The 21,616-nt window shown below is 51.8% G+C and carries 15 protein-coding genes; 11 read left to right on the top strand and 4 right to left on the bottom strand.

Going from position 1 to position 21,616, the window contains the following annotated elements:
- Positions 1-168 precede the first annotated feature (168 nt).
- The 9 genes from MKX51_RS21525 (at position 169) to MKX51_RS21485 (ending at position 13,891) form a co-directional block, all read left to right on the top strand.
- Positions 169-1,398 (top strand): hypothetical protein, encoded by a 1,230-nt coding sequence (locus MKX51_RS21525; RefSeq protein ID WP_340993789.1) that lies wholly within the window; start codon positions 169-171, stop codon positions 1,396-1,398.
- Positions 1,399-1,463: 65 nt separating this feature from the next.
- The gene (locus MKX51_RS21520) at positions 1,464-2,678 is read left to right on the top strand and encodes a hypothetical protein (RefSeq protein ID WP_340993788.1); all 1,215 of its coding nucleotides are present in this window, start codon (positions 1,464-1,466) and stop codon (positions 2,676-2,678) included.
- 31 nt (positions 2,679-2,709) lie between these two features.
- Positions 2,710-5,058, top strand: a complete 2,349-nt coding sequence (locus MKX51_RS21515) for a hypothetical protein (protein ID WP_340993787.1) — start codon at positions 2,710-2,712, stop codon at positions 5,056-5,058.
- 128 nt (positions 5,059-5,186) lie between these two features.
- Positions 5,187-6,419, top strand: coding sequence for a hypothetical protein (locus tag MKX51_RS21510; RefSeq protein ID WP_340993786.1), 1,233 nt, complete (start codon positions 5,187-5,189; stop codon positions 6,417-6,419).
- 64 nt (positions 6,420-6,483) lie between these two features.
- Positions 6,484-7,692, top strand: a complete 1,209-nt coding sequence (locus MKX51_RS21505; RefSeq protein WP_340993785.1) for a hypothetical protein — start codon at positions 6,484-6,486, stop codon at positions 7,690-7,692.
- Between the two features lie 31 nt (positions 7,693-7,723).
- On the top strand, positions 7,724-10,063 hold the full coding sequence (locus MKX51_RS21500; protein WP_340993784.1) for a hypothetical protein: 2,340 nt from the start codon (positions 7,724-7,726) through the stop codon (positions 10,061-10,063).
- A 130-nt stretch (positions 10,064-10,193) separates the two neighbouring features.
- Entirely contained in the window at positions 10,194-11,072 is an 879-nt protein-coding gene (rfbA, locus tag MKX51_RS21495) for a glucose-1-phosphate thymidylyltransferase RfbA (protein WP_340993783.1), read from the top strand.
- Between the two features lie 255 nt (positions 11,073-11,327).
- Complete coding sequence (locus MKX51_RS21490; protein WP_340993782.1) at positions 11,328-12,668, top strand: hypothetical protein; 1,341 nt, start codon at positions 11,328-11,330, stop codon at positions 12,666-12,668.
- Positions 12,669-12,766: 98 nt separating this feature from the next.
- Positions 12,767-13,891, top strand: a complete 1,125-nt coding sequence (locus MKX51_RS21485) for a glycosyltransferase family 2 protein (protein ID WP_340993781.1) — start codon at positions 12,767-12,769, stop codon at positions 13,889-13,891.
- 70 nt (positions 13,892-13,961) lie between these two features.
- Here MKX51_RS21485 and dmpG read toward each other — a convergent pair whose 3' ends face one another.
- From dmpG to MKX51_RS21470, 3 genes are read right to left on the bottom strand one after another with little or no spacing between them, the layout of a single operon-like run.
- On the bottom strand, positions 13,962-14,963 hold the full coding sequence (dmpG, locus tag MKX51_RS21480; protein ID WP_340993780.1) for a 4-hydroxy-2-oxovalerate aldolase: 1,002 nt from the start codon (positions 14,961-14,963) through the stop codon (positions 13,962-13,964).
- A gap of 2 nt (positions 14,964-14,965) precedes the next feature.
- A complete protein-coding gene (locus MKX51_RS21475; RefSeq protein WP_340993779.1) occupies positions 14,966-15,856 on the bottom strand; it encodes an acetaldehyde dehydrogenase (acetylating) in 891 nt (296 codons plus the stop codon).
- A gap of 5 nt (positions 15,857-15,861) precedes the next feature.
- A complete protein-coding gene (locus MKX51_RS21470) occupies positions 15,862-17,631 on the bottom strand; it encodes a thiamine pyrophosphate-binding protein (RefSeq protein WP_340993778.1) in 1,770 nt (589 codons plus the stop codon).
- A 211-nt stretch (positions 17,632-17,842) separates the two neighbouring features.
- Here MKX51_RS21470 and MKX51_RS21465 point away from each other — a divergent pair, with 211 nt between their 5' ends.
- Together MKX51_RS21465 and MKX51_RS21460 are read left to right on the top strand one after the other, a co-directional pair.
- Entirely contained in the window at positions 17,843-19,288 is a 1,446-nt protein-coding gene (locus MKX51_RS21465; protein ID WP_340993777.1) for a glycosyltransferase, read from the top strand.
- 210 nt (positions 19,289-19,498) lie between these two features.
- Positions 19,499-20,941: an amino acid permease gene (locus tag MKX51_RS21460; RefSeq protein ID WP_340993776.1), complete on the top strand. Its 1,443-nt coding sequence runs from the start codon at positions 19,499-19,501 to the stop codon at positions 20,939-20,941.
- On the opposite strand, the gene MKX51_RS21455 is transcribed toward MKX51_RS21460, so the two are convergent.
- The gene (locus tag MKX51_RS21455) at positions 20,938-21,570 is read right to left on the bottom strand and encodes a LysE family transporter (RefSeq protein ID WP_340995675.1); all 633 of its coding nucleotides are present in this window, start codon (positions 21,568-21,570) and stop codon (positions 20,938-20,940) included. The two genes, MKX51_RS21460 and MKX51_RS21455, sit on opposite strands and share 4 nt — an antisense overlap.
- Between the last annotated feature and the right edge of the window lie 46 nt (positions 21,571-21,616).

Here is a 21,616-nt window from a genome sequence, read left to right as displayed (position 1 = left end):
CGCATAGAATACTATGTGCTGCCGGACCAGAGAGGTCCATGAAATATTCTGCATAGCATGGACTTGGACAATCTATGGGCAGCATAAACTGGTATTGGGGTGTGGTTGAATAGTTCTACCTTATGCCAAATGCAAGCAAATTTAAAGTGACAGAAGGGTTGTGTCCATATGTCATCATTAATTCCGGTGCAACTGGGAAGTCCGGGACCGGCAATCCGGCTGGCAAGTCCGGTATTACTGGAGGAGAGTCATCCCTCCTCCCAGATTGATTTCAGTGTGCCGCTGTCGTTCAAGCTAGCCGTGTCCGGCAATTATCATCTAATCGTCGGGCTCTCTGTGCTGAAAGACGGAAATATCATTCATTCCCTGACCGAGCCCTATATCGGCAGCGGGAGCGCCGGGGAAGTTCTAATTGCGGATGTGAATGCAAGTATCACAGGAAGCTTTGGCCAAGGGGGACAATCCTTTGAACTGGAGCTGAGGGTTCTGTCTTCACAGAATATCGCAGTAAATCCTCTGCTTGGCCTTCCGGCAGTCTCGGTACAAGGAGTAGCGGCTGATGATGAGTTCGGTCCGACTGGACCGACGGGTCCGCAAGGTGCCTATGGTACGAAAGGTACGAAAGGTCCAATGGGTAGCACCGGTTTGACCGGTACAACCGGCCCAGGCATCATGGGGACGAAGGGACCTAAGGGACCCACTGGAGCTACAGGCGTGGCTGTCGCAACCGGAGAGGGGAGCGGAACCGGACCAACGGGCCCTACGGGAACTACCGGGGTGGGACCTGCCGGTCCAACCGGAATGACTGGTATTGGAGCTACTGGTATGACCGGGTATGGGGTGCGGGGACCGTCAGGAATTATCGGACCCACTGGAGCGACTGGGAATCCAGGGGCCGGATTGAATATTACCGGAGATACGGGACTGACCGGACCCACTGGTGTAACCGGACCTGGCCGGGCGTTACCAATCGTTGTGAGCAATATTCTACAGTTGAACAGTCCCATTGAAGGTGAAATAGTGGGCCAGCTTCCTGCAATACAGATCAACTCAACAGATCAATGTGTTGTCATAGAGGGTACTCTTCATTTCGCGTACGGGAATCCTCCTGACGACCGTTACAACAACCTGATTGTATCTAGAGTGTATCGAGATGGTCAGCAACTTGAAACCAACGGTGTATCAGTTTGGGGCAAAGGTTACAAATATTCTCTTATTCCCACGATTGGTTCCATCACCTCCGAAGAAAATCTATCCTTCTATGCGATTGATGAGAACCCGCCGCCTGGTCTACACATCTATACGTTCGGTGTTCAGATCACTAGGGTGTCTGGCAACACAACAGTCGCGTACAAAACATTCAATGGAACTGCGAAGGTATTTCGAAAAGGGAACTGAGACTGCACCGATATGAAACTGTTACAGAAGAACAGCATCTGAGAAATAAAGGAGTTGATATAAATATGAACATCTATTCATCGCTCCCTCTTGGAGCCGGCAATATGCTGGTGCTTACGGATATCCGTACAGACGTGGAACAGCCGTATGGATCTGCGGAATTACAGTTGTCGATTCCATTGCTGCTGGATATTCTGTCCACTGGTTATTATCATCTGCACCTGAATGTAGAATTATGGAGGGCTAACGCGCTTGTTGAGATGCGTGATGTATCCATAGAATCCACAGCGCTGTCTGCAGGACTGGTTCAGAATGAAGCCACGGTCAGATTCAGTGATGAACTGCCCGCAGGCATTCAGCAATTCGAGATCAGAATGAAGCTGCTCCATTATCAGAATATCGCTTCTGATATCCGGGTGGGTTCTCCCAGGATACAGACCGGTCCGGGTCCCATCATATTAAACGGTCCTATAGGTCCTCCAGGTCCAACAGGACCCACTGGTTTAACCGGACGTACCGGTCTATCTGGTGGCGACGGGAGAATAGGAGAGGATGGCGTCTCGCTTACAGGCCCGACCGGGCTAACCGGACCAACGGGTCCAACAGGGACAACCGGATATGTAGGAAGCTTCGCTGGACCCACCGGTGCAACAGGAGCCACCGGAGTAGGGATTACAGGGGCAACCGGACTTACTGGTGTGGGGAGTCCCGGAGCGGCTGGTCCGGCAATTACAGGTGACACAGGACCAGTGGGTCTGACTGGAATCACAGGTGTCACCGGTCCGCCCGGACCAGGTGGTGATTCAGGTGAAACTGGGCCCGAAGGTGCCAGGGGACCTACAGGTGCCCTGGCGAATGGGGCTTCCATCCCAACATTAATTTACACAGTATCAGACCAACATGTAGGGTATGTGAATTCCCCTCAAGTGCTAGCCACACTCGCAGTTGATCCCGGAAACGGGCGTTGCCAAGTAGAGGGAATTGTAAAAATATTCACTATTAAGGATTCTACTGATTTCACATATACTGGTGGAATACGTTTAACCATCACACTTACTGATACTGCTAATAACAAATTGTATGAGTATAGTGACTATTGGGAGAATCCAGGCTTTGATACTTTTATATTCGCGGACTCTTTCCCTTTTACAGTTTTGTATGATGGCCCCCAGACTACCTTGACGCTAACTGGAGTGATTACTGGAGATGTTCAGGATCTATGGAGTATCAATATACTACCTGTTGTCCTAACTTCCACGGTTATTCCAAATAACAATTAGTATTGCGGAAAATATCTAAGGCGGTGAAAGTATGTCTAATCTAACCACTCTCCCTTTGGGGGCGCCGGGCCCGGCTGTTCACCTGGCGGAGACGCTCGAGATCACTGCAGCTCTGCCTCAGGCACATGTGACCTTTCATATCCCTGTTGTGTTCCAGAGCAGCTCTCCAGGCGAATCCCTGTTGCGGATCGAACTGGAAACGATGCTCTCCGGCAGTGTGTTGCAGACTCAACTGGTGACACTATCCCATAATGGCACTGAAGAGACTGCCAGAACGATACAAATTACGGTCAACCATCCGGCTTATCCGGGAACGTATGCCTACACTATACGAGCTCGGGTAGTCAGTTATATTAACATCAAGTCCGATCCTTCTATAGGCAGAGCCGTTGCAGGGATAGCTTCTGTTCAGGCAGTTCGGGCCGCCACAGGCATAACCGGTCCGACGGGTCCTACTGGAACGACTGGTACCCAAGGTGGTCGGGGCGGCGGCGGCGGTTACGGTAACAAGGGCGTGACAGGAGCTACAGGATACGGAGCGACCGGTCCCACAGGAGATACAGGTGAACCAGGGCCTCCTGCAAGTGTCACTGGCGGAATCGGCACTGGTCCAACTGGTCCAACCGGGACGACGGGCTTGACCGTAGTAGGCCCGACAGGTGCAACCGGTAATGCTGTGACAGGAGCGACAGGTAATAGTGTGAAGGGAGAGACGGGCGCGTCAGGAGAGCAAGGTCCGCAAGGAGCGACGGGACCGACAGGAACCATGGGCCCAGGCCCAAGGGGGCCGTCTGGTCCGACAGGTCCAACCGGCTCAACTGGCGAACCACTGCCACCTGTCCAATATCAATATCGTACCGATCCGGTGGCGTTGAGTTTCTCCGCGGAAAGTTTTATCGAACTAGACTCGGTGCATACCGAGGCTGGACAACGCGTTCTATTAAAGGGGAATTTCCGTATCACATATCTCCCGCGCTCAACAGGTTCAAGAATTTCTATTACTGTTGGTTTTTCTTATAACTCTGGAAACGGTATGTCCTTTTTTCGTTCGTTTAACTTCCAGACTATTGTCCAGGGTTATGGGAGCCTAGCCGATCCGGGAGAACGGGCGAGCATTCAGATTCCTTTTACCCTGACGCATATCCCCGGACCTGGTACAGGAGTATATACTGCATATTTGAAGCAGAACCCAGTTGAACTGCAAACGCAAAATGAATTGTCGATGACGGTGGAGAGCCGGTACTTTGTGGCGGAGGTGACTGATGGCGATATCTCGTTTTTCCGTGAGGAATCCGCTTATTTTCTGGCTGCGGGCGGGGTGCAGACGATCAATGCATTAGTGGGTCCCATCCTGTCGGTTCCGTTGGACCCCAATATCCAGTATCACGGGAACGCAGCTTATGCCGCTTCAGCAGGCAGTGAGATTTACTACGCGGTACAAGACAGGTTGTACCAGTTCGATACAGAGGCTCAAGTGAAGAACTGGGAAATCGATCTGAATCAGGATATGCAGGCAACAGATTTGCTGCTTACGCCTGACCAGAGATATCTGTTCATCTCGGATGAAGCCAGTCCCCAGGTGCAGGTGTATGATCTGGTGAACAGGGTTACCGTCCGAACGCTGACGCTGGAATCAAACGTTCTCTTCTCCGCAGCTTCTCCAGACAGCAGTTATGTCTTCTTCTATATTTATACCGGTGAGGTTCATGCCTATAACATTCCCCAAGGTAAACTGGAACGGAATATCTTCAATGGATTGTATCCTATTCAGCCTCAATTGTATCCGGGCTACTCCAACCCGCTGGTAGTGTCACCTGACAGTAGTGAGGTACGGTTTACTCCAGGTCGGGCAGATGTCTTTTATGCCTACGCAGAGATTGGTAACTTCAATAACAAGGGTCTCAAAACATTAATTGGTAGCAACGGCGCCTGGGGAATTGTGCAGTTAGTGAACGGGAAATTTATAACTATAGATAACGGGGCAGATCCAAATACCCTGCCGCAAATTTCTAAAGCCAGTCTTCTTGGCCCCTCTGAAAGCGATATTCCTTCTTACGCAGCACTTAACGCACGAGTATACTCCTTGGTTCTATCACCGGATGAGCAGTTTGTCTGCATCCAAAGTGAAGATGGGCTCTTTTTACTTAATACCGATAATTTATTTGGAAGTGAACTCCCCTTACTAACGGTTCAAAACTTCAGGGGAGGAGTCAGCTTCACAAGAGACAGCCGTTTTCTAGTTGTTATAGCAACTCAACATATTTACACGATAAGCTTGCAGGATCGTTCAGTAAGAACCTTTGACCTTCCACCAGAACCTGCTAATCGGCCGATGAACTACACCCTATCCAGCGGAGCTTATAAAACGCAAAGTAAGTAAAACGAGGATCGTGCATGACGAATAACGCTTAGATCAATCCCCGTGGTTTCTGAAACTATGGGGATTGATTCTCTTTTTACACCCTATAGACAAGGCGGACTATAAAGTGAAAGAAGGGTTGTGTCCATATGTCATCGTTAATTCCGGTGCAACTGGGAAGTCCGGGACCGGCAATCCGGCTGGCAAGTCCGGTATTGCTGGAAGAGAGTCATCCCTCGTTCCAAATTGATTTCAGTGTGCCGCTGTCGTTCAAGCCGGCGGCGACCGGCAATTATCATCTGATCATCGGGCTATCTATTCTGAAAGACGGAATGATGCTTCAGACTCTGACCGAGCCTTATATCGGCAGCGGCAACGCAGGGGAAGCGCTAATTGCGGATGTGAATGCAATTATTACAGGGAGCTTCGGTCAAGGGGGGCAATCCTTTGAAGTGGAGCTGAAGGTTCTTTCTTCACAGAATATTGCGGTCAATCCGCTGGCCGGCCTCCCTACAGTCTCTGTACAAGGAGTGGCGGCTGACGAGGATGATATCGGTCCGACCGGACCTACAGGTTCGCAAGGTCCACGTGGTACACGGGGGCCTAAAGGTCTGACCGGGAGCATCGGTCCGACCGGTACAACCGGCCCTGGCATCATGGGACCTAAGGGACCTAAGGGACCCACTGGAGCTACGGGCGTGGTTGTGGCAACCGGATCGGGGAGCGCAACCGGACCAACGGGCCCTACGGGAGCTACCGGGGTAGGACCTGCCGGTCCAACGGGAATGACAGGAATCGGAGCCACGGGTATGACAGGGTATGGACTGCAAGGCCCGACAGGAACGGCTGGAGAAAGGGGGGCGACCGGGTACACAGGTCCTGGTTCAGGATATACCGGAAATACAGGGACAACGGGCCCCACAGGTGTAACCGGACCCAGCCGTGCATTGCCGGTAGTTGTGAGTGATGCTCTGCTGTCGAGCAGTCCAGAAGAAAGTGAACTTGTAGGCCAACTTCCGCCAGTACTGGTTACCTCGACTGATCAATGTGTAGTTGTAGCTGGCACTTTACAGATCAGCTACGGGAATCCCTCTGATTACAATTACAGCAATTATATTGTTTATCTGATACAACGTGATGGAGTTAACCTTCCTGAAGGCGCTTTGTTTAATTGGATGTTGTTCTATAATTATTCGAATGATCCATCATCTAATTCCATTCCTTCCGAACAGTCGCTGTTCTTCTATGCCATTGATGATCATCCGCCATTAGGTCTTCACAGCTACACGTTGTCGGCTTCAGCTAATTCAATAACTCCCAATACAACCATCCGCTATGAATCATTTAACGCAACTGCAAAGGTATTCCGAAGAGGGAACTGATCTGTCTGTTCAAGAAGCCGTAACAGAAGAACAGCATCTGAGAAATAAAGGAGTTGATATAAATATGAACATCTATTCATCGCTCCCCCTTGGAGCCGGCAATATGCTGGTGCTTACAGATATCCGGACAGACGTGGAGCAGCCATATGGATCTGCGGAATTGCAGTTGTCGATTCCATTGCTGCTGGATATTCTGTCCACTGGTTATTATCATCTGCACCTGAATGTTGAACTATGGAGGGCAAATGCACTTGTTGAAACGCGGGGTGTATCGATAGAATCAACAGCCTTGGCCGCCGGCCTTGTTCAGACTGAAGCTGCCGTCAGATTCACCGATGAACTGCCTGTAGGTATTCATCAATACGAGCTGAGAATGAAACTGCTGCATTACCAGAACATCGCTTCTGACATTCGGGTCGGCTCCCCTCTGGTCCAGACGGGACCAGGGCCTGTTATATTCAACGGTCCTATAGGTCCTCCAGGTCCAACAGGACCCACTGGTCTAACCGGACGTACCGGTCTATCTGGTGGCGACGGGACAATTGGAGAGAATGGCCCCTCGAATACAGGACCAACCGGCCTGACAGGTCCAACAGGACCCACAGGGGAAACAGCTTATATAGGAGCACTCAATGGACCTACCGGAGCCACCGGAGCCACCGGAATAGGAGTCACTGGAGCAACAGGTCTTACAGGTATGGGGGCGGTCGGAGCCACCGGTCCTGGAGTAACAGGGGACACTGGGCCAACTGGTGGAACTGGGCCCACAGGCTTCACGGGTCCGCCCGGGGCAGGCAGTGAGCAGGGAGATCCTGGGCCGGAAGGTGCCAGAGGGCCCACAGGAGCAGGAGCGATTGAAGTTTTTATTCCAACATTAACTTACACAAGAAGCCAGCCCTCTATCACAGTGAATTATAATGAGCCTTTCTTGATTGCATCTCTCCCGGTGAATCCTGGAAGCAGCCGTTGCCAAATAGAGGGGGGTGTAGGAGTTCAGTATCGTAATAATCCTAATATAGGAAATAACGGGATTGAGATAACGATCACACTTACTGATACGGCTGGGGACACATTGTATCAGTATACTGATTACTGGCAGAAACAAACGGGATTACTTCGAATTGCGCAGGTTATACCGTTCTACGTTATGTATGATGGCTCAGCAACGACTATGTCGTTATCAATACTTGTTGTTGGTGATCAACAAGACCAAGGGAATGTCTATATTGATCAATGCACCTTATCTTCAACGGTAATACCTGACAGCATCTGATGTTGCAGAAAATATCAAAGGCGGTGAAGTGATGTCGAATCTAACCACTCTCCCTCTCGGAACACCAGGACCGGCTATTCACCTGGCAGAGACCCTTGACATTGTTACAGCGCAGCCTAAGGCGCATGTAACGTTCCAGATACCTGTTGTCTTCCACGCAGTGACTTCCGGTCCATCCTTGCTGCGGATTGAGCTGGAAACGATGCTCTCCGGCAGTGTACTGCAGACTCAACTGGTGACGCTGTCCCATACCGGAACGGGAGAGACTACCAGAACCTTACAAGTCACGGTCAATCATTCGGCGAATCCGGGAACGTATGCGTACACTATACGGGCCCGGGTCGTCAGCTATATTAACGTCCAGGCCGATCCTTCTATAGGCAGAGCTGTTGCAGGGATAGCTTCTGTTCAAGCCGTTAGAGCCGCCACGGGGCGTACCGGTCCGACCGGCCCGACTGGAACGACTGGCACCCAAGGTACGAGGGGAGGCGGCGGTAATTACGGCAACAAGGGCGTGACAGGGGCAACAGGGTTCGGAGCGACCGGTCCGACAGGAGATACAGGCGAACCTGGGCTTCCCGCAAGCTTCACAGGCACAGCAGGTTACGGTCCGACTGGTCTGACCGGGATGACAGGGATGACAGGAATTGGTCCTACCGGTGCAACCGGAATAGCCGTAACAGGGACTACAGGCTATAGTGTCAAAGGACCGCAAGGCTCACAAGGGGAGGAAGGTCTGCTGGGCGCACCGGGACCGACAGGTACTGGCAGCAAAGGCCCAACAGGACCAGCAGGTTCTGCCGGTGCAACCGGAGCGACAGGCGAATCCGTGCCCTCTCCCTTATATCAATATCGTGCGGATTCACAGGTATTGACCTCTGAGCTACAAACGGTTCTCACCCTGGATACATTGCAGACGAAGGCCGGACAACGCGTACAACTACAAGGGGATCTCCGTGTCTCTTATCTTCCGCTGGCAGAAGCTGTCCGAATTCCTCTTTCAATTTATATTCTCTATAATAATACAGTGATCCGCAGGTTTGAGTTCCGGTCCATCGTCCAAGGCTATGGCAACGGTGAAGCTGATCCCGGCAAAAGAGCCAGTGTGCAATTCCCGTTCAGCCTGACGCAAATCCCAGAAGCCGGACCGGGAGTCTACTCCGTTCAAGTGCAAATTGACTTGAATATTCCGAGTACGCTCTCTCTGATTATGGAGAACCGGTATCTGGCGGCAGAGGTAATGGGCAGCGGGACACCTTATGTTGTCAGCGAGGCAACGGCTTATTTTCTGCAGGATGGTGGGGTTGCAATCTTGGATGCCCGGTCGGCTACCATACAATTAATCCCTGTAGATCCTAGTATCAACTTGCTCTTAGGGCAAGTAGCTTATGCAGCCTCAGTAGACGGCAAGTACATTTACTATGCGGTCATAGATAAATTGTACCGGTTCAATATTCAATCCCGTGCCGTTGATTGGACAGTGGATTTAAACCCGGATACGCAAGTATTTGATCTGCTATTGGCACCTGATCAGCGCCATCTTTTTATATCGACCAGAAATGTGCAGACGATTGTCTTTGATCTGGCCAATGGAAGTATTATTGATACCTTCACCACGACATCCGTTGTACAATACTCAGCGGTTTCCCCTGACAGCCGTTATGCTTTTTTCTTACTCGTTGGGGGTCAATATAATCCGGCAGTTCATGCGTATGAGATTGCTACAGGAATGCTTACCGAGAATATCTTCGGAGCTTATCCGGTCGCATTGGAAAGAACGGCTTACTCCAATCCGCTCGTGGTTACGCCTGACAGTATGGAAGTGCGGCTGACCCCGTCCATGAAGAACACTTTCTACGTCTACGCAGAGATTGGGAATTTCAGTAACACTGGCTCAAGGCCTTCGACTGGCCATAACAGCACATGGGGGATTAGGGAGTTAAACTCCGGCGAATCCTATATCATGGACAATGGTGAAACTCCTGACAACCACAACCCATTGAATGTTAGCCGTATCGATATTAATGGTAACTTATTAAACAACTGGCGTGGGCCTAGCAATCAGTATACGATCATTCTGTCACCGGATGAACGATGGGTGTGTGTACAGGGAACCCAGGAGCTTAAGCTGATATCAACCAGCAATCAGACGACACACACTATTCCAATGACAGATATCTTCAAACTGGGCGCACTAAATTTCACTGGCGACAGCCAATATCTAGTTAATACCGGTTGGGAGAACATTTATATTATTAGCATGGCGGATTTCTCGATCCGGACCATTAATTATAATCCAAACATGGATCCTGCTCTTCTGCCGCTATATTACAGTTTCTCTAGCGGAAAATACAAGACACAGAGCAAATAGAAGTGCAGCACAGTGATTCAATAATGCTAATGAAGATCAACCCTTGCGGTTCCAGGAGGCAGGGCGTTGATCTTCAACTCTATATCAAGTGGACAAGGGTAGAAATGATAAGAATTGGGAGCGTGGTCTGATGAAAGGCATCATTCTGGCGGGTGGCTCGGGGACGAGGCTGCATCCGTTGACGAAGTCGGTCTCCAAGCAGCCGGTATATGACAAGCCGATGATCTATTATCCGTTGTCTGTGCTGATGCTGGCAGGCATCCGGGAGATCCTGATTATCTCTACCGGAAGAGACATCCGGCTATTTCAGGATCTTTTGGGCAACGGCGAACAGCTCGGATTGTCCTGTCAATATGCGGTGCAGGAGCAGCCGCGCGGACTTGCCGAGGCCTTTCTGATCGGGGAGGAATTCATTGGTACAGATCATGTGTGCATGATTCTGGGCGACAACATCTTCTATGGACAGAGCTTCAGCTCCATTCTGGAGAGAGCCGGTCTGAGGCAGGAAGGGGCTACCATCTTCGGCTGCCGGGTACAAGATCCTTCCGCTTATGGCGTTGTGGAATTTGACAGCACAGGCAGAGTGGTTACCCTGGAGGAGAAGCCCTTGTATCCCCGCTCCCATTATGCCGTGCCGGGTCTATATTTCTATGACCGGCAGGTGGTAGAGATCGCTAGGCACATTAAGCCTTCGCGGCGTGGTGAGATCGAGATTACGGAGGTTAACCTGGAGTATTTAAACAGAGGACAACTGAACGTGGAGCTGTTCGGCAGGGGAATGGCCTGGCTCGACACCGGGACGCCGGATTCGCTTCTGGAGGCAGCCAATCTGGTGGAGACCGTCCAGAAGCGGCAAGGACTGTACGTGGCCTGTATCGAAGAGATCGCCTTCAATAAAGGATATATCACCAGAGAGCAGCTCCTGGAGCTGGCCCGGCCGCTGCACAAGCTGGCATACGGGCAATACTTGACCAGCATTGCAGAAGAATCTCTTGTTGCTGGCGGTTAAGGTTCATGAACAATGTACACATTCCGGACCTGGGGCATATATTGGTATTCACAGAGCAGAGGAGATTCGGTGGAGGGAGAAGCCCATTATAGCGGAGCCATCCACTAAGTCCACACCAAACCTGTATGCTTGAATACTACTATATTAATCATTAAGTATGCTGCTGACCGGGGGTGTCCATAGTACATGCACATTTAGCATGGACCCCAACGCATACTGGAATGAAATCCAAATCTGTAAGGATGTGACCAAGGAATGGCTTTCTTATCAACAGGACCTATTGAGAACAATCCAGTTAACGGGGTGAGACCTACTCAGCAGGTTACAGTCAAGATTGATAACCGCAGCCAGGCTTCGGCGTACTCGGTAACCATTCAGGGCTATCAATTGACCGGCGGAACAAGAGTAATGTACGTAAGCGAATTACTCAATATTGCAGCGAATCAAGTGATAACGAAGAATTATTATGCCGACGTTAATGCTTATGAATTCACATTTATTACATCACCGAATTCATCTGAAGAAGTTGAACCGGTGCAGATCTCGCTATGGGGAAAGAGCGCAACGGGACAATTGGTAACGGCACACCGGTTAGTGTCGGAAGAATTGTTAGGGGCAGATAGAGGTGGTGCCGGCGGCGGAGCAACAGGACCGGCGGGACCTACCGGACCTGCAGGGGAGAGAGGCCCGGCAGGAATACCAGGGTCGCCAGGAGAAGCTGGACCAGCAGGACCTACTGGACCTACCGGGCCAGGGGGAGGAGAACCAGGAGCCACAGGAGCCACAGGAGCCACAGGAGACACAGGACCTACAGGGACTACAGGAGCTCCGGGACCTACAGGAACCACCGGAGTCCAAGGACCTCAAGGACCCACGGGTTCGGGAGGGGGAGATCCGGGAGCCACAGGAGCCACCGGAGTCACGGGTCTAACTGGGGAAACGGGAGCTACCGGAGTCACAGGTCTGATTGGGGAAACGGGAGCTACCGGAGTCACGGGTTTGACTGGGGAAACAGGAGCCACTGGAGTCACGGGTCTAACTGGGGAAACGGGAGCTACCGGAGTCACGGGTCTTACTGGGATAACGGGAGCTACCGGTGTGACGGGACCTAATTTGGCAACAGAAGGGTTCTCAGTATTTCTGCCTACCTTAGTGACAGGTGCCACTGCTACAATTGCCGGTTATGAGGCAACTGCACCTTATTACGACAATGCGGCATTTGACGCGGTGCTGGGTGAATATACCGTTCCAGAGACGGGTAGATACTCTATTGAGGCGACTGTGAACTTTGCCTTTACTGCAGCAATTACCACTGCGTTAGGAGCAGACGTGAATCCTTCATTAGTGGTTCAAAGAACTACGCCGGCTCCAGCTACAGATTTGGTGACCGGGTTGTTGCCGGTACTGGATATAGATATTGGAGGAACAACCCTCAGATCACTCCTTAGAAGCGGTACCGTCACCTTAGCCGCTGAAGTGGAACTTACAACTGGGAATGTTATCAGCCTCCTCTATCAGTCTGAAGGAGTGGCGCTAAGTGTGGATCTAGGCGCTGGAGCCCCAGGGGTTGTATGGTCTGTTCACAGATTAACCTGATCCTGGAAGGTGATGCACAACGATTCAGCAAGCTTCGAAACCATCCTTCACGGGATGGTTTCTTTATATGTATCTGATCATTCTCAGGAGGCGGGGAGATGGAAGCAGAACAGCAGTGTCTGTTCAGTCTGTGTATGATTGTGAAGAACGAAGAAGCTGTGTTAGGACGCTGTCTGGATTCGGTCAGGGATCTAATGGATGAGATCATTATTGTAGATACGGGATCGACTGACAGAACTGTCACTGTTGCAGGCTGGTATACAGAGAAGGTATTTGCTTATGCGTGGGATGAGGATTTCGCAGCCGCCCGCAACTATTCCTTCTCACAGGCGACGATGCCTTATGTCATCTGGATGGATGCGGATGAACTGCTGGCTGCGCCGGAAGTGGAGAAGCTGGCCCGGCTGAAACAGCAACTGGCGCATGAACAAGAGGGGGTAGAGGTCATATGTATGGGGACCCGGCTATATCCCCAGCTCTACCAAGCATCTTCCGCTCTCGTACCGTTCCATTCCGTGCAGCGTCCCCGGGTTGTCAGACGCGGGCATTTCCGCTGGCAGGGCCGGGTCCATGAGGAACTGGATATTGGTGCAAGCCCCGTCATGAATACGGACATCTATATTGACCATCGTCCATCCGCTGTCCATACGGAGCGCAACCTGGAAATCCTGAAGCGTTGGATCGCTGAGGAAGGTAAGGCTCAAGGAAGGCTGCTCTTCCAATATGCGAATGAATGTTTCGATTCCCGGGATTACCAAGCGGCTGCTGATTCCTATGAACAGTTAATGCGCGAGCCTAGTGACTGCAAGGAGCAAAGGATTACAGTATGTCTACGGCTGTCTGAATGTTACCGGGAACTGGGCGAAGCAGAGCTTAGACTGAACAGCCTCTTCCGCTCATTCAGCTTCGGATTGCCACAGGCGGATATCTGTTGCAGTATCGCCGGGTTCTTCGAGGAGTGCCGGGAATGGGACATCGCCATCTACTGGTATCTCCAGGCAATCGCCCGCCAGTCCGCCGGACCGGGAGACCGCCCCGTCTCCCAGGCTTGTTATACCTGGCTGCCTCATGCCCTGGTCAGCCGCTGCTTCGCAGCCGCGGGGGAATGGCAGCAGGCCTACCAGCATAATGAGCAGGCCTTGGCTTACCTGCCGGGGGATCAGGTCTTGCTTGACAAGCGGAGTGAATTGAAGCAGGTTCTGGATATAAGACGGAATAGCTGAGAGTAATACAAAAGCAGGCGGCTGGAATTCCAGCTGCCTGCTTTTGTATTAAGTTGAACGTTGGGATCGGTCAGGCCTGCTGTGACAGGTTCAGGGCCGCCTCCAGAATCAGGTCCTCCTGTCCGGCTACGACCTTGCGGCGTCCAAGCTCCACCATGACCGCCTTGGGATCGACATGATATTCCTTAGCGATCCGTTCCACCGGCTTCACGAAGCCGGAGAACACTCCGGCCATGCCGCTTACAATACTCATGCTGCCGAGCTTAGGGGGCTTGGCGAAGGCTATTTCCGCTTGTTCAGCCAGTTCAAGCAAGGCATAGAGTTCAATCCCTGTGTTCCAGCCGGAATGGTGCAGTGCCGCTACCAGCACTTCCAACTGGGCATTGCCGGCTCCGGCACCGAAGCCGCGGGCAGTACCGTCCAGAATGGTCGCCCCTGCTTCAGCGGCAGCCAGTGAATTGCCGATGGCGAGGCCGAGATTGTTATGGGCATGGAAGCCAATAGGGATATTAAGGATGCTGCGCAAGTGTTGAATTTTCGAGGTCACATCTCGCGGCAGATAGGCTCCTGCGGAATCCATCAGAATGACGGCCTGTGCTCCGTAGCTCTGCATCTTAAGAGCTTCGATCCCCAGTACTTCAGCGGAAGCCATATGAGACATCATAAGAACACCGTAAGCGGTCCGGTTCTGGCCGCGCACATACTCTATATGACGTTTCGTCAGATCGGCCTCAGTGCAATGAGAGGCAACCCGTACGATATCAACTCCCAGTTCCAGTGCCGCCCGCAGATCGCGGGTAATTGTTGCAAACCCGGGAATGACATGGATTGATAATAACGTATGCCGGAGATTGTCTCTGCAGATGGACAGCATCTCTGCATCAGACAGCAGGCTCTCACCAAGCTGCAGAGACGAGGCGCCGAGGCCGTTCCCATGTCCTACCTCCAGCACAGCCAGCCCTGCCTTCTCCGCCATCTTTGAATAGAGATCCAGATGCTCCCGGGTCAACTGATGCTTTACGGCATGAGAGCCATCACGAAGCGTAGGGTCACTAATGATAAGAGGGTGCATGGTCATTCTCCTTTACACACAATAAGCGAGCGTCTGGCATATTCTTCTGCCAGGGCGATCGCCGCGCAATTGATAATATCCAGATTTCCGGCATAGGTGGGAAGGAAGTCGCCAAGCCCCTGGACTTTTACCATCATGACGATTCTGCCGTTCTCTATAACCGGAGGTACGAGTAGCTGATAGCCTGGTACATAATGTTGAATTCGGGTGACCATATCCTCTACTGCCGCCGTAAGAGTCTCCATATCAGGCTCTGGGACAACGGCGAAGAGAGTGGTCTGCATATCAATACTGGGGACGGCCGGGTTCAGATTAAGAATGGCCTTAGCCCGTTTGCAGCCGGTATAGCTGCGCAGAGCATCTTCTGTAGCTTCAATGTATTCGTCCAGATTGATTCTTGTGGCAGGCCCTGCGCTCAGCGAGGCGATGCTGGATACAACTTCTATATACGATACTTCCTGTTGGGACTGGGCAATGGCATAGGCCAGCGGCACGGAAGCCTGCCCGCCGCAGGTAATCATATTCACATTGTCACTATGGAGACTCTCCTGCAGATTTACAGCCGGGATACACGTTGTCCCGAGTTGAGAAGGAGTCATATCGATAACGAACTTGCCAAGTGCCTTGAGCAACGGATAATGGCGGATATGGGCAGTTGCGGAGGTAGCATCGATAACAATGTCGCAGCAACCGGGATTGTCCAGAATCGCATCAATGCTCCGGTCGGATACTTGCACGCCAAGTTCTCTGGCAAGCTGAAGTCCTCTGGAATCCGGGTTTCTCCCTGTGAATAGGGTGCAGGACAGGTACTCGGAGCGGAGAACTTTGATAAGCAGGTCAGTGCCGATATTGCCGCTTCCCAGAATGGCAACGTTCAGCGGATTCGTGCGCATGGCAGTCACTCCAAGCAATTAGATTGGTATTCATCTCTTGGAAGAAAAGGGAACATATCATCGTAAGCTGTAGATACCATGGTTCCATTCTCAAGCTGGCGGGAGGATACCCGGGGAATGAGCAGTTGATCCGTTGGCGTCATGATCTCACAGATCATAGGTCCCGGGCGGGTGAACAGCTCGTTAAGCTGGTCATCCAGTTCATCAAGCTGCGAGATTCTCAGATAGCCGAAGTCAAACGTCTCGGCAATCCGCTCGAATGGAACAAAGCTCACACCCGATTCCGGTCCTTCCCCCAGATAACGCCCGCCCATGAAGTTGGACTGGGTATGCCGGATCAGCAGATACCCGCCATTATTGAACAGAATGAACTTCACGGGCAGCCGATGATGACGGATGGTCTGCAATTCCTGCAGGTTCATCTGGAACGAGCCGTCGCCTGTAACACAGAAGACCTCTCTGCGGCCAGCGGCTACCGATGCACCTATCGCTCCGGGCGTATAGCCCATCGTGGATAGTCCGCCCGTGATGATATGCCGTTGCCCGGCCTTGACCTTGAAGGCCTGGGCATGGACATGGAAGCAGGAGCCGGTGTCCACGACGAACAGGCCATCCTTCGGTGCAAGCTCAGAGAAGTGGGTCATGAAGCGGTATGAATTGATGCCACTGCTGTCATCGTCATATTCAGGCAAGTTAACCGGGTAACGCTGCTTCCAGTATTGTGTCTGCCGGACCCACCCGGTATAGGAGACGCCTCCATCCCACAACGCTGTGAGCCGGCTGAAGAAGTCGCGGGCTTCCCCCTGCACAGGGATGTCAGGAATGACCGATGGTTTATTCAATTCCCTGGCGTCAATATCCACATGGATCTTGAACGCATTCTTGGCGAAATCGGCGAAATCATAACCGACCAGCCCGATGCCAAGCCGGCAGCCTACGGTTAGCAGGAGATCACAATTCTGCACGGTGAAGTTCGCCGGGCGGTCACCGTAGGTACCAGGACGGCCTACGAACAGGGGATGCTCATGGTCGATCAGATCCATCCCCAGACGGGAGGTCAGCACAGGAATTCCGGCGGCTTCCGCGAATGCGTGCATCACTTCTACCGCATCTCCATGCCGGACACCGGCACCTGCCAGCAGGCAGGGCCGTTTGCTGCGCTTCAGGGCAGCAAGAACTTGCTCCAGCTCGGCATCCGCAATCTCAGGCACCAGGGTGGGAGGTTCTGTAAAGCCCACAAAGTCATCCGGGTCAAAGGCTGCGCCCTGCAGATCCACCGGCACCTCCAGATAGACGGGACCCACCCGGCCGTTCTTGGCCAGATAGATACATTTCTCCACTTCATACCGGACCTGTGAGAGGTTCTCCAGCCTGACTGCATATTTGGTAATCTGGCGAAAAATATCCAGAGAATCGAAGCCTTGCAGGGCGAATTGGCGTGGTCCTTTCACCTGGGCAAGCGCAACCTTGGAATTCCCCCCGACAACAACCATCGGTGAAGAATCGACATAAGCTCCGGTTACACCTGTAATGGTATTCAGCGCTCCCGGACCTGCGGTCACGTAAGCGACGCCAAGCTTGCCGGTCATCCTTCCATAGGCCTCGGCCGCCATGGCGGCAGCCTGCTCATGATGGCAGCAGACATAGTCCTGTCTGCCATGCTGGTAGAGCGCATCGGTCAGATGCATGATCATTCCCCCGGTGACCAGAAATACGGTCTCCCCGCCTCCGTCATATAAAGAGTGCGTGATATAATCCGCTACTCTCATTCTCATTCATGTCTCCTCCTTCCTGAAAGACAGCTATACCCCAAGTCTGCCTGCTTCACTTGATAAGCCTATTTATATGCGGATACTTCAGGAATAGGTCCATAAGATTCACTTCATCCTGATTTTCTCCTGGACCTGCCGGTTCAACTGGACTCATAACTTGTGCCTTCACTGAATACGTATAGGTAAAGTGTCTTAACGAAAAGGGGCTATTCTCTTGACCAATACACCATCACTTCTTAAAGAGGCGGGTTACATATCGAATCCATCTAGCGTATCAATAGGCAGAAATGTAACGGTGCAGGGCGGGTATTACTGGAACATTCTTGAATCGGCTTCGGGCAGCAATCCAGAGCTTACAATCAGGGATGGAAGCCGGATAGAGACAGGTTTACATGTGCAGTGCAGCCATAAAGTCCACATCGGCCGGAACGTGAGGATTGGACCTTATGTCAGCTTGACGGACTCTGTAGCGGCTTCAGTCAGACCAGGTTATCCAAGCTGGGCACAAGCGACAGATGTTCTTAAAACCAGCGGGGAACTGATAGTGGGTGATGGAAGCATAATCGGTGCGCACGCTGTAATTGACAGAGCAGTCAGGATCGGGAAATTCAGTATTATTGAACCTAACAGTGTTGTGGTGGATCATATACCAAGCTTTTGCAGAGCCTCGGGTAATCCGGCTGTTGTTACACAAGTATTCGTTCCTGAGTTGCTTGAGTGGGTTAAAGTGAACAGTGATACGGAGAGAGAATCAGCACTTGCCCTCCGCACAGAACATCCACTGCTGTCGATCGTTATTCCAACCTACAATCGCGCACATCATCTTGGAAATAATCTGCAATCCATCTATAATCAGGTTTCGGATGAGGATTTAGTCGAAGTGGTAGTCTCCGATAATGCCTCGACAGATAATACACAGGAGGTAGCCTATATATACGCTAACCTATACTCCAGTTTTCGTTATAGCTGCAATGAACAGAATATCGGTGGCGACTTGAACATCGCTTATGTCAGTACACTGGCTAATGGCAGCTTCATTAAACTACAGGGAGACGATGATTACTGGCTGGATGGAGCGCTGATTGATTTCATCGGAATTCTTCTGGAGCATTTGGATTGTGCGCTGATTCATACGCTGCCATTTCATCTGGATAACCGGGTTTATACTTTAGAGGGCGGTGACTTATTCCTGGCTCATACGAGTAATAATGCAATGCAGATTTCCATGAATACTATGAAAAAATCCGTGTGGGATCAAATAGTGGATAAAAGCAAGTATGCTTATACAAGTATTAATCAAATCTACTGGTTCTATGAAATTCTAATTCTTGATCCTAAGTTTTGCATTATCAATCGTAATTTTTATCTTTACGCAGGAATATTTCCGGAGGGATACAACGTAGGCGAGGTATGTATTAAACATTTCCTGGATGCATTACACCATTATGAAGGCCGTACCTTGAAGAGTGAGACCATTCAAGAGGAAAAAAAGAAACGCTTCTACAATGTGATTCTACCGTTGTACGGAACAATTGTTAGAAATAGCTTTGCCAGTGATGTGTCTAACCTTGAGCAGTATTACACGGACTATTATGCGAATGAAGATTATTATGAGGATGGTCTGCTGAAGCTGCGGGAGATCTCGGTGAAGCGGCCATGATAAACAATAAGCGTAAGATTATTGCCATCACCGGCTCCAAGAACAATTATGTTTCGCCAAATCACAACGCTTTGAATATTGGATATATTACATACAGGTTACGAGCCGCTAAAAAGGAGATAGGCAAAATATATTTCATGAATACGGAGGTAATGGGGATTATAGAATCAGAGATCCTTCTCTAATTCTGACAAGATAAGGACGGAGTTCATGAAGCAGACTTCTGGATCAACGGGGAATGACAAGAAACTGAAGTGGTGGCAGCTTAGCCTGCTGGGCATAGCGGGGACGATTGGCACAGGGTATTTCCTCGGGTCGGGCCTGGCGATTTCGATGGGCGGGCCGGCGGTGCTGCTGGTGTACCTGCTGGCGGCGGCGGGAACCTATGCGGTCTTCGATGCGCTGGCGCGTATGACGGCGGCGCAGCCGGAGCAAGGCTCCTTCCGCTCCTATGCCAAGCAGGCGTTCGGCAGTTGGGCGGGGTTCGGCAGCGGCTGGTTATACTGGTTCTCAGAGCTGCTGATTATGGGCAGCCAGCTTACGGCGCTGTCGATTTTCTCGCGGTTCTGGTTCCCGGACGTACCGATGTGGATTTTTGCAGCGGGGTATGCGCTGGTCGCTCTCGGGATTGTATTCTTTGGCAACAAGGGCTTTGACCGGGTGGAGAACGTGCTGGCCGTCATCAAGGTGGCGGCTATTCTTATGTTCCTGGTGATTGCCGCCTTGCTTCTGGCAGGCTGGATTGGCGGTGCCAAATTTCAGCCGAAGGTGCCTATGAGCTATAAGGCGTTGTTCCCGTCCGGCGGCATCGGGTTATGGTCCGCCTTCATTTTCGCGTTCTATGCCTATGGCGGGATTGAGGTGCTGGGTATTATGTCTTACCGGCTTGAGAAGCCGGAGGAAGTGCCGAAGGCGGGGAAGGTGATGCTGCTGGGTCTGGCGTCTGTGTATATTCTGTCGATCGGACTTGCGGTGATTATGGTGCCGCTTAGCGCTTTTAACCCCAAGGAGAGTCCCTTTGTTCTGGCTCTGCGCAGTGATCATCTCGCGTTCATACCGCATCTGTTCAACGGGGTGCTGATTATTGCCGGCTTCTCTACGATGACTGCGTCACTGTATGCCATTACCTCGATGATGCTTACGCTGGCCCAGGAGGGGGATGCGCCTAAGGTGTTCGCGAAGAAATGGAAGGACAAGTATCCCCTGCTGGCGTTGTGCCTGATCGCGGGCGGTCTGACGTGGGCTGTAATTATGGCCTTGCTGCTGCCGGGAAAAGTGTACGAATACATCACCACCGCCGCCGGACTGATGATTCTCTATAACTGGGCGTTCATCCTGCTCTCCTCGGGCAAGCTGCTGAAGCAGGGCGTGCTTAGTGGCGTGAAGCGCTGGAGCGGACTGGTGCTGATTCTGGCTGCAGTCACCGGCACTCTGTTCCATAAGCTTAGCCGCCCGGGCTTCTATATTAGCCTCTTGATCGTAGCGCTGATTGGGCTAAGTGACTGGATACTCCAGCATTACCGCAGCAAGCATGGGCAGGAGGCAGCGGACAAGGAACAGCGTACGGAAGCGCATACAGGAAGCTTCCACTCGTTGCCGGGAGGCCCCGGCTTCCGGATCAAGGGCATCCGGCTGCGGAAGAACAAAATCTAATGAAAGAACAGCAGCCGGGCTGCCTGAATCCCGAAATAGAAGCCGAAGCCGACCAGCGATAGGCCGGACAGGACGGAGATCGACTTCAGCACCCGCGAAGTCAGGAAGGAGCGGAACATGCTGGAGGCTGCCGCCATGGTCACATCCCAGAGCAGTATGCCGAGAACAATGGCGCCGCTGTAGATCAGGAGCTGCTGCATCGGGTATTCGTTAACCGCCTTAGCTAAGATGGAGCCGTAGATTCCGAGCCAGAACAGGATGGAAAGGGGATTGAACAGCGACATGAGGAAGCCCGACACGAACGATTTGGACAGGGAGACCCCGCTGCCTCTAGTCTCTGCTGCGGCAATCTGTCCCGAGTGCATAATGCTCTCGATCCCGGAATACACCAGCACGAAGAAGCCGAACAGCCATAGGAAGGCTTTGACGAACGGGGCATCCAGCAGATGGATCATCCCCAGATAGACCAGCAGCATGTAGATAATATCGGCGTTGATGGCTCCGAGGCCCACTACCCAAGCCGGCATGAAGCCTCCGCGCAGCCCCTTGTCCAATTGGGCAGCATTAATAGGGCCGATAGGCGCTGACAGGGATAATCCCAGCACCATATAACCTATGAAAATGTTAATGATGTCCTCCTCCTTTATTCTATATAGATAGCTTATTCCACAGGAT

Origin of the sequence: Paenibacillus sp. FSL M7-0420 (genome assembly GCF_038002345.1) — a bacterium.
Taxonomy (GTDB): Bacteria; Bacillota; Bacilli; order Paenibacillales; family Paenibacillaceae; genus Paenibacillus_AQ.
Note: the sequence above shows the minus strand (reverse complement) of the source record. Positions and strands in the feature narration are given on the sequence as shown.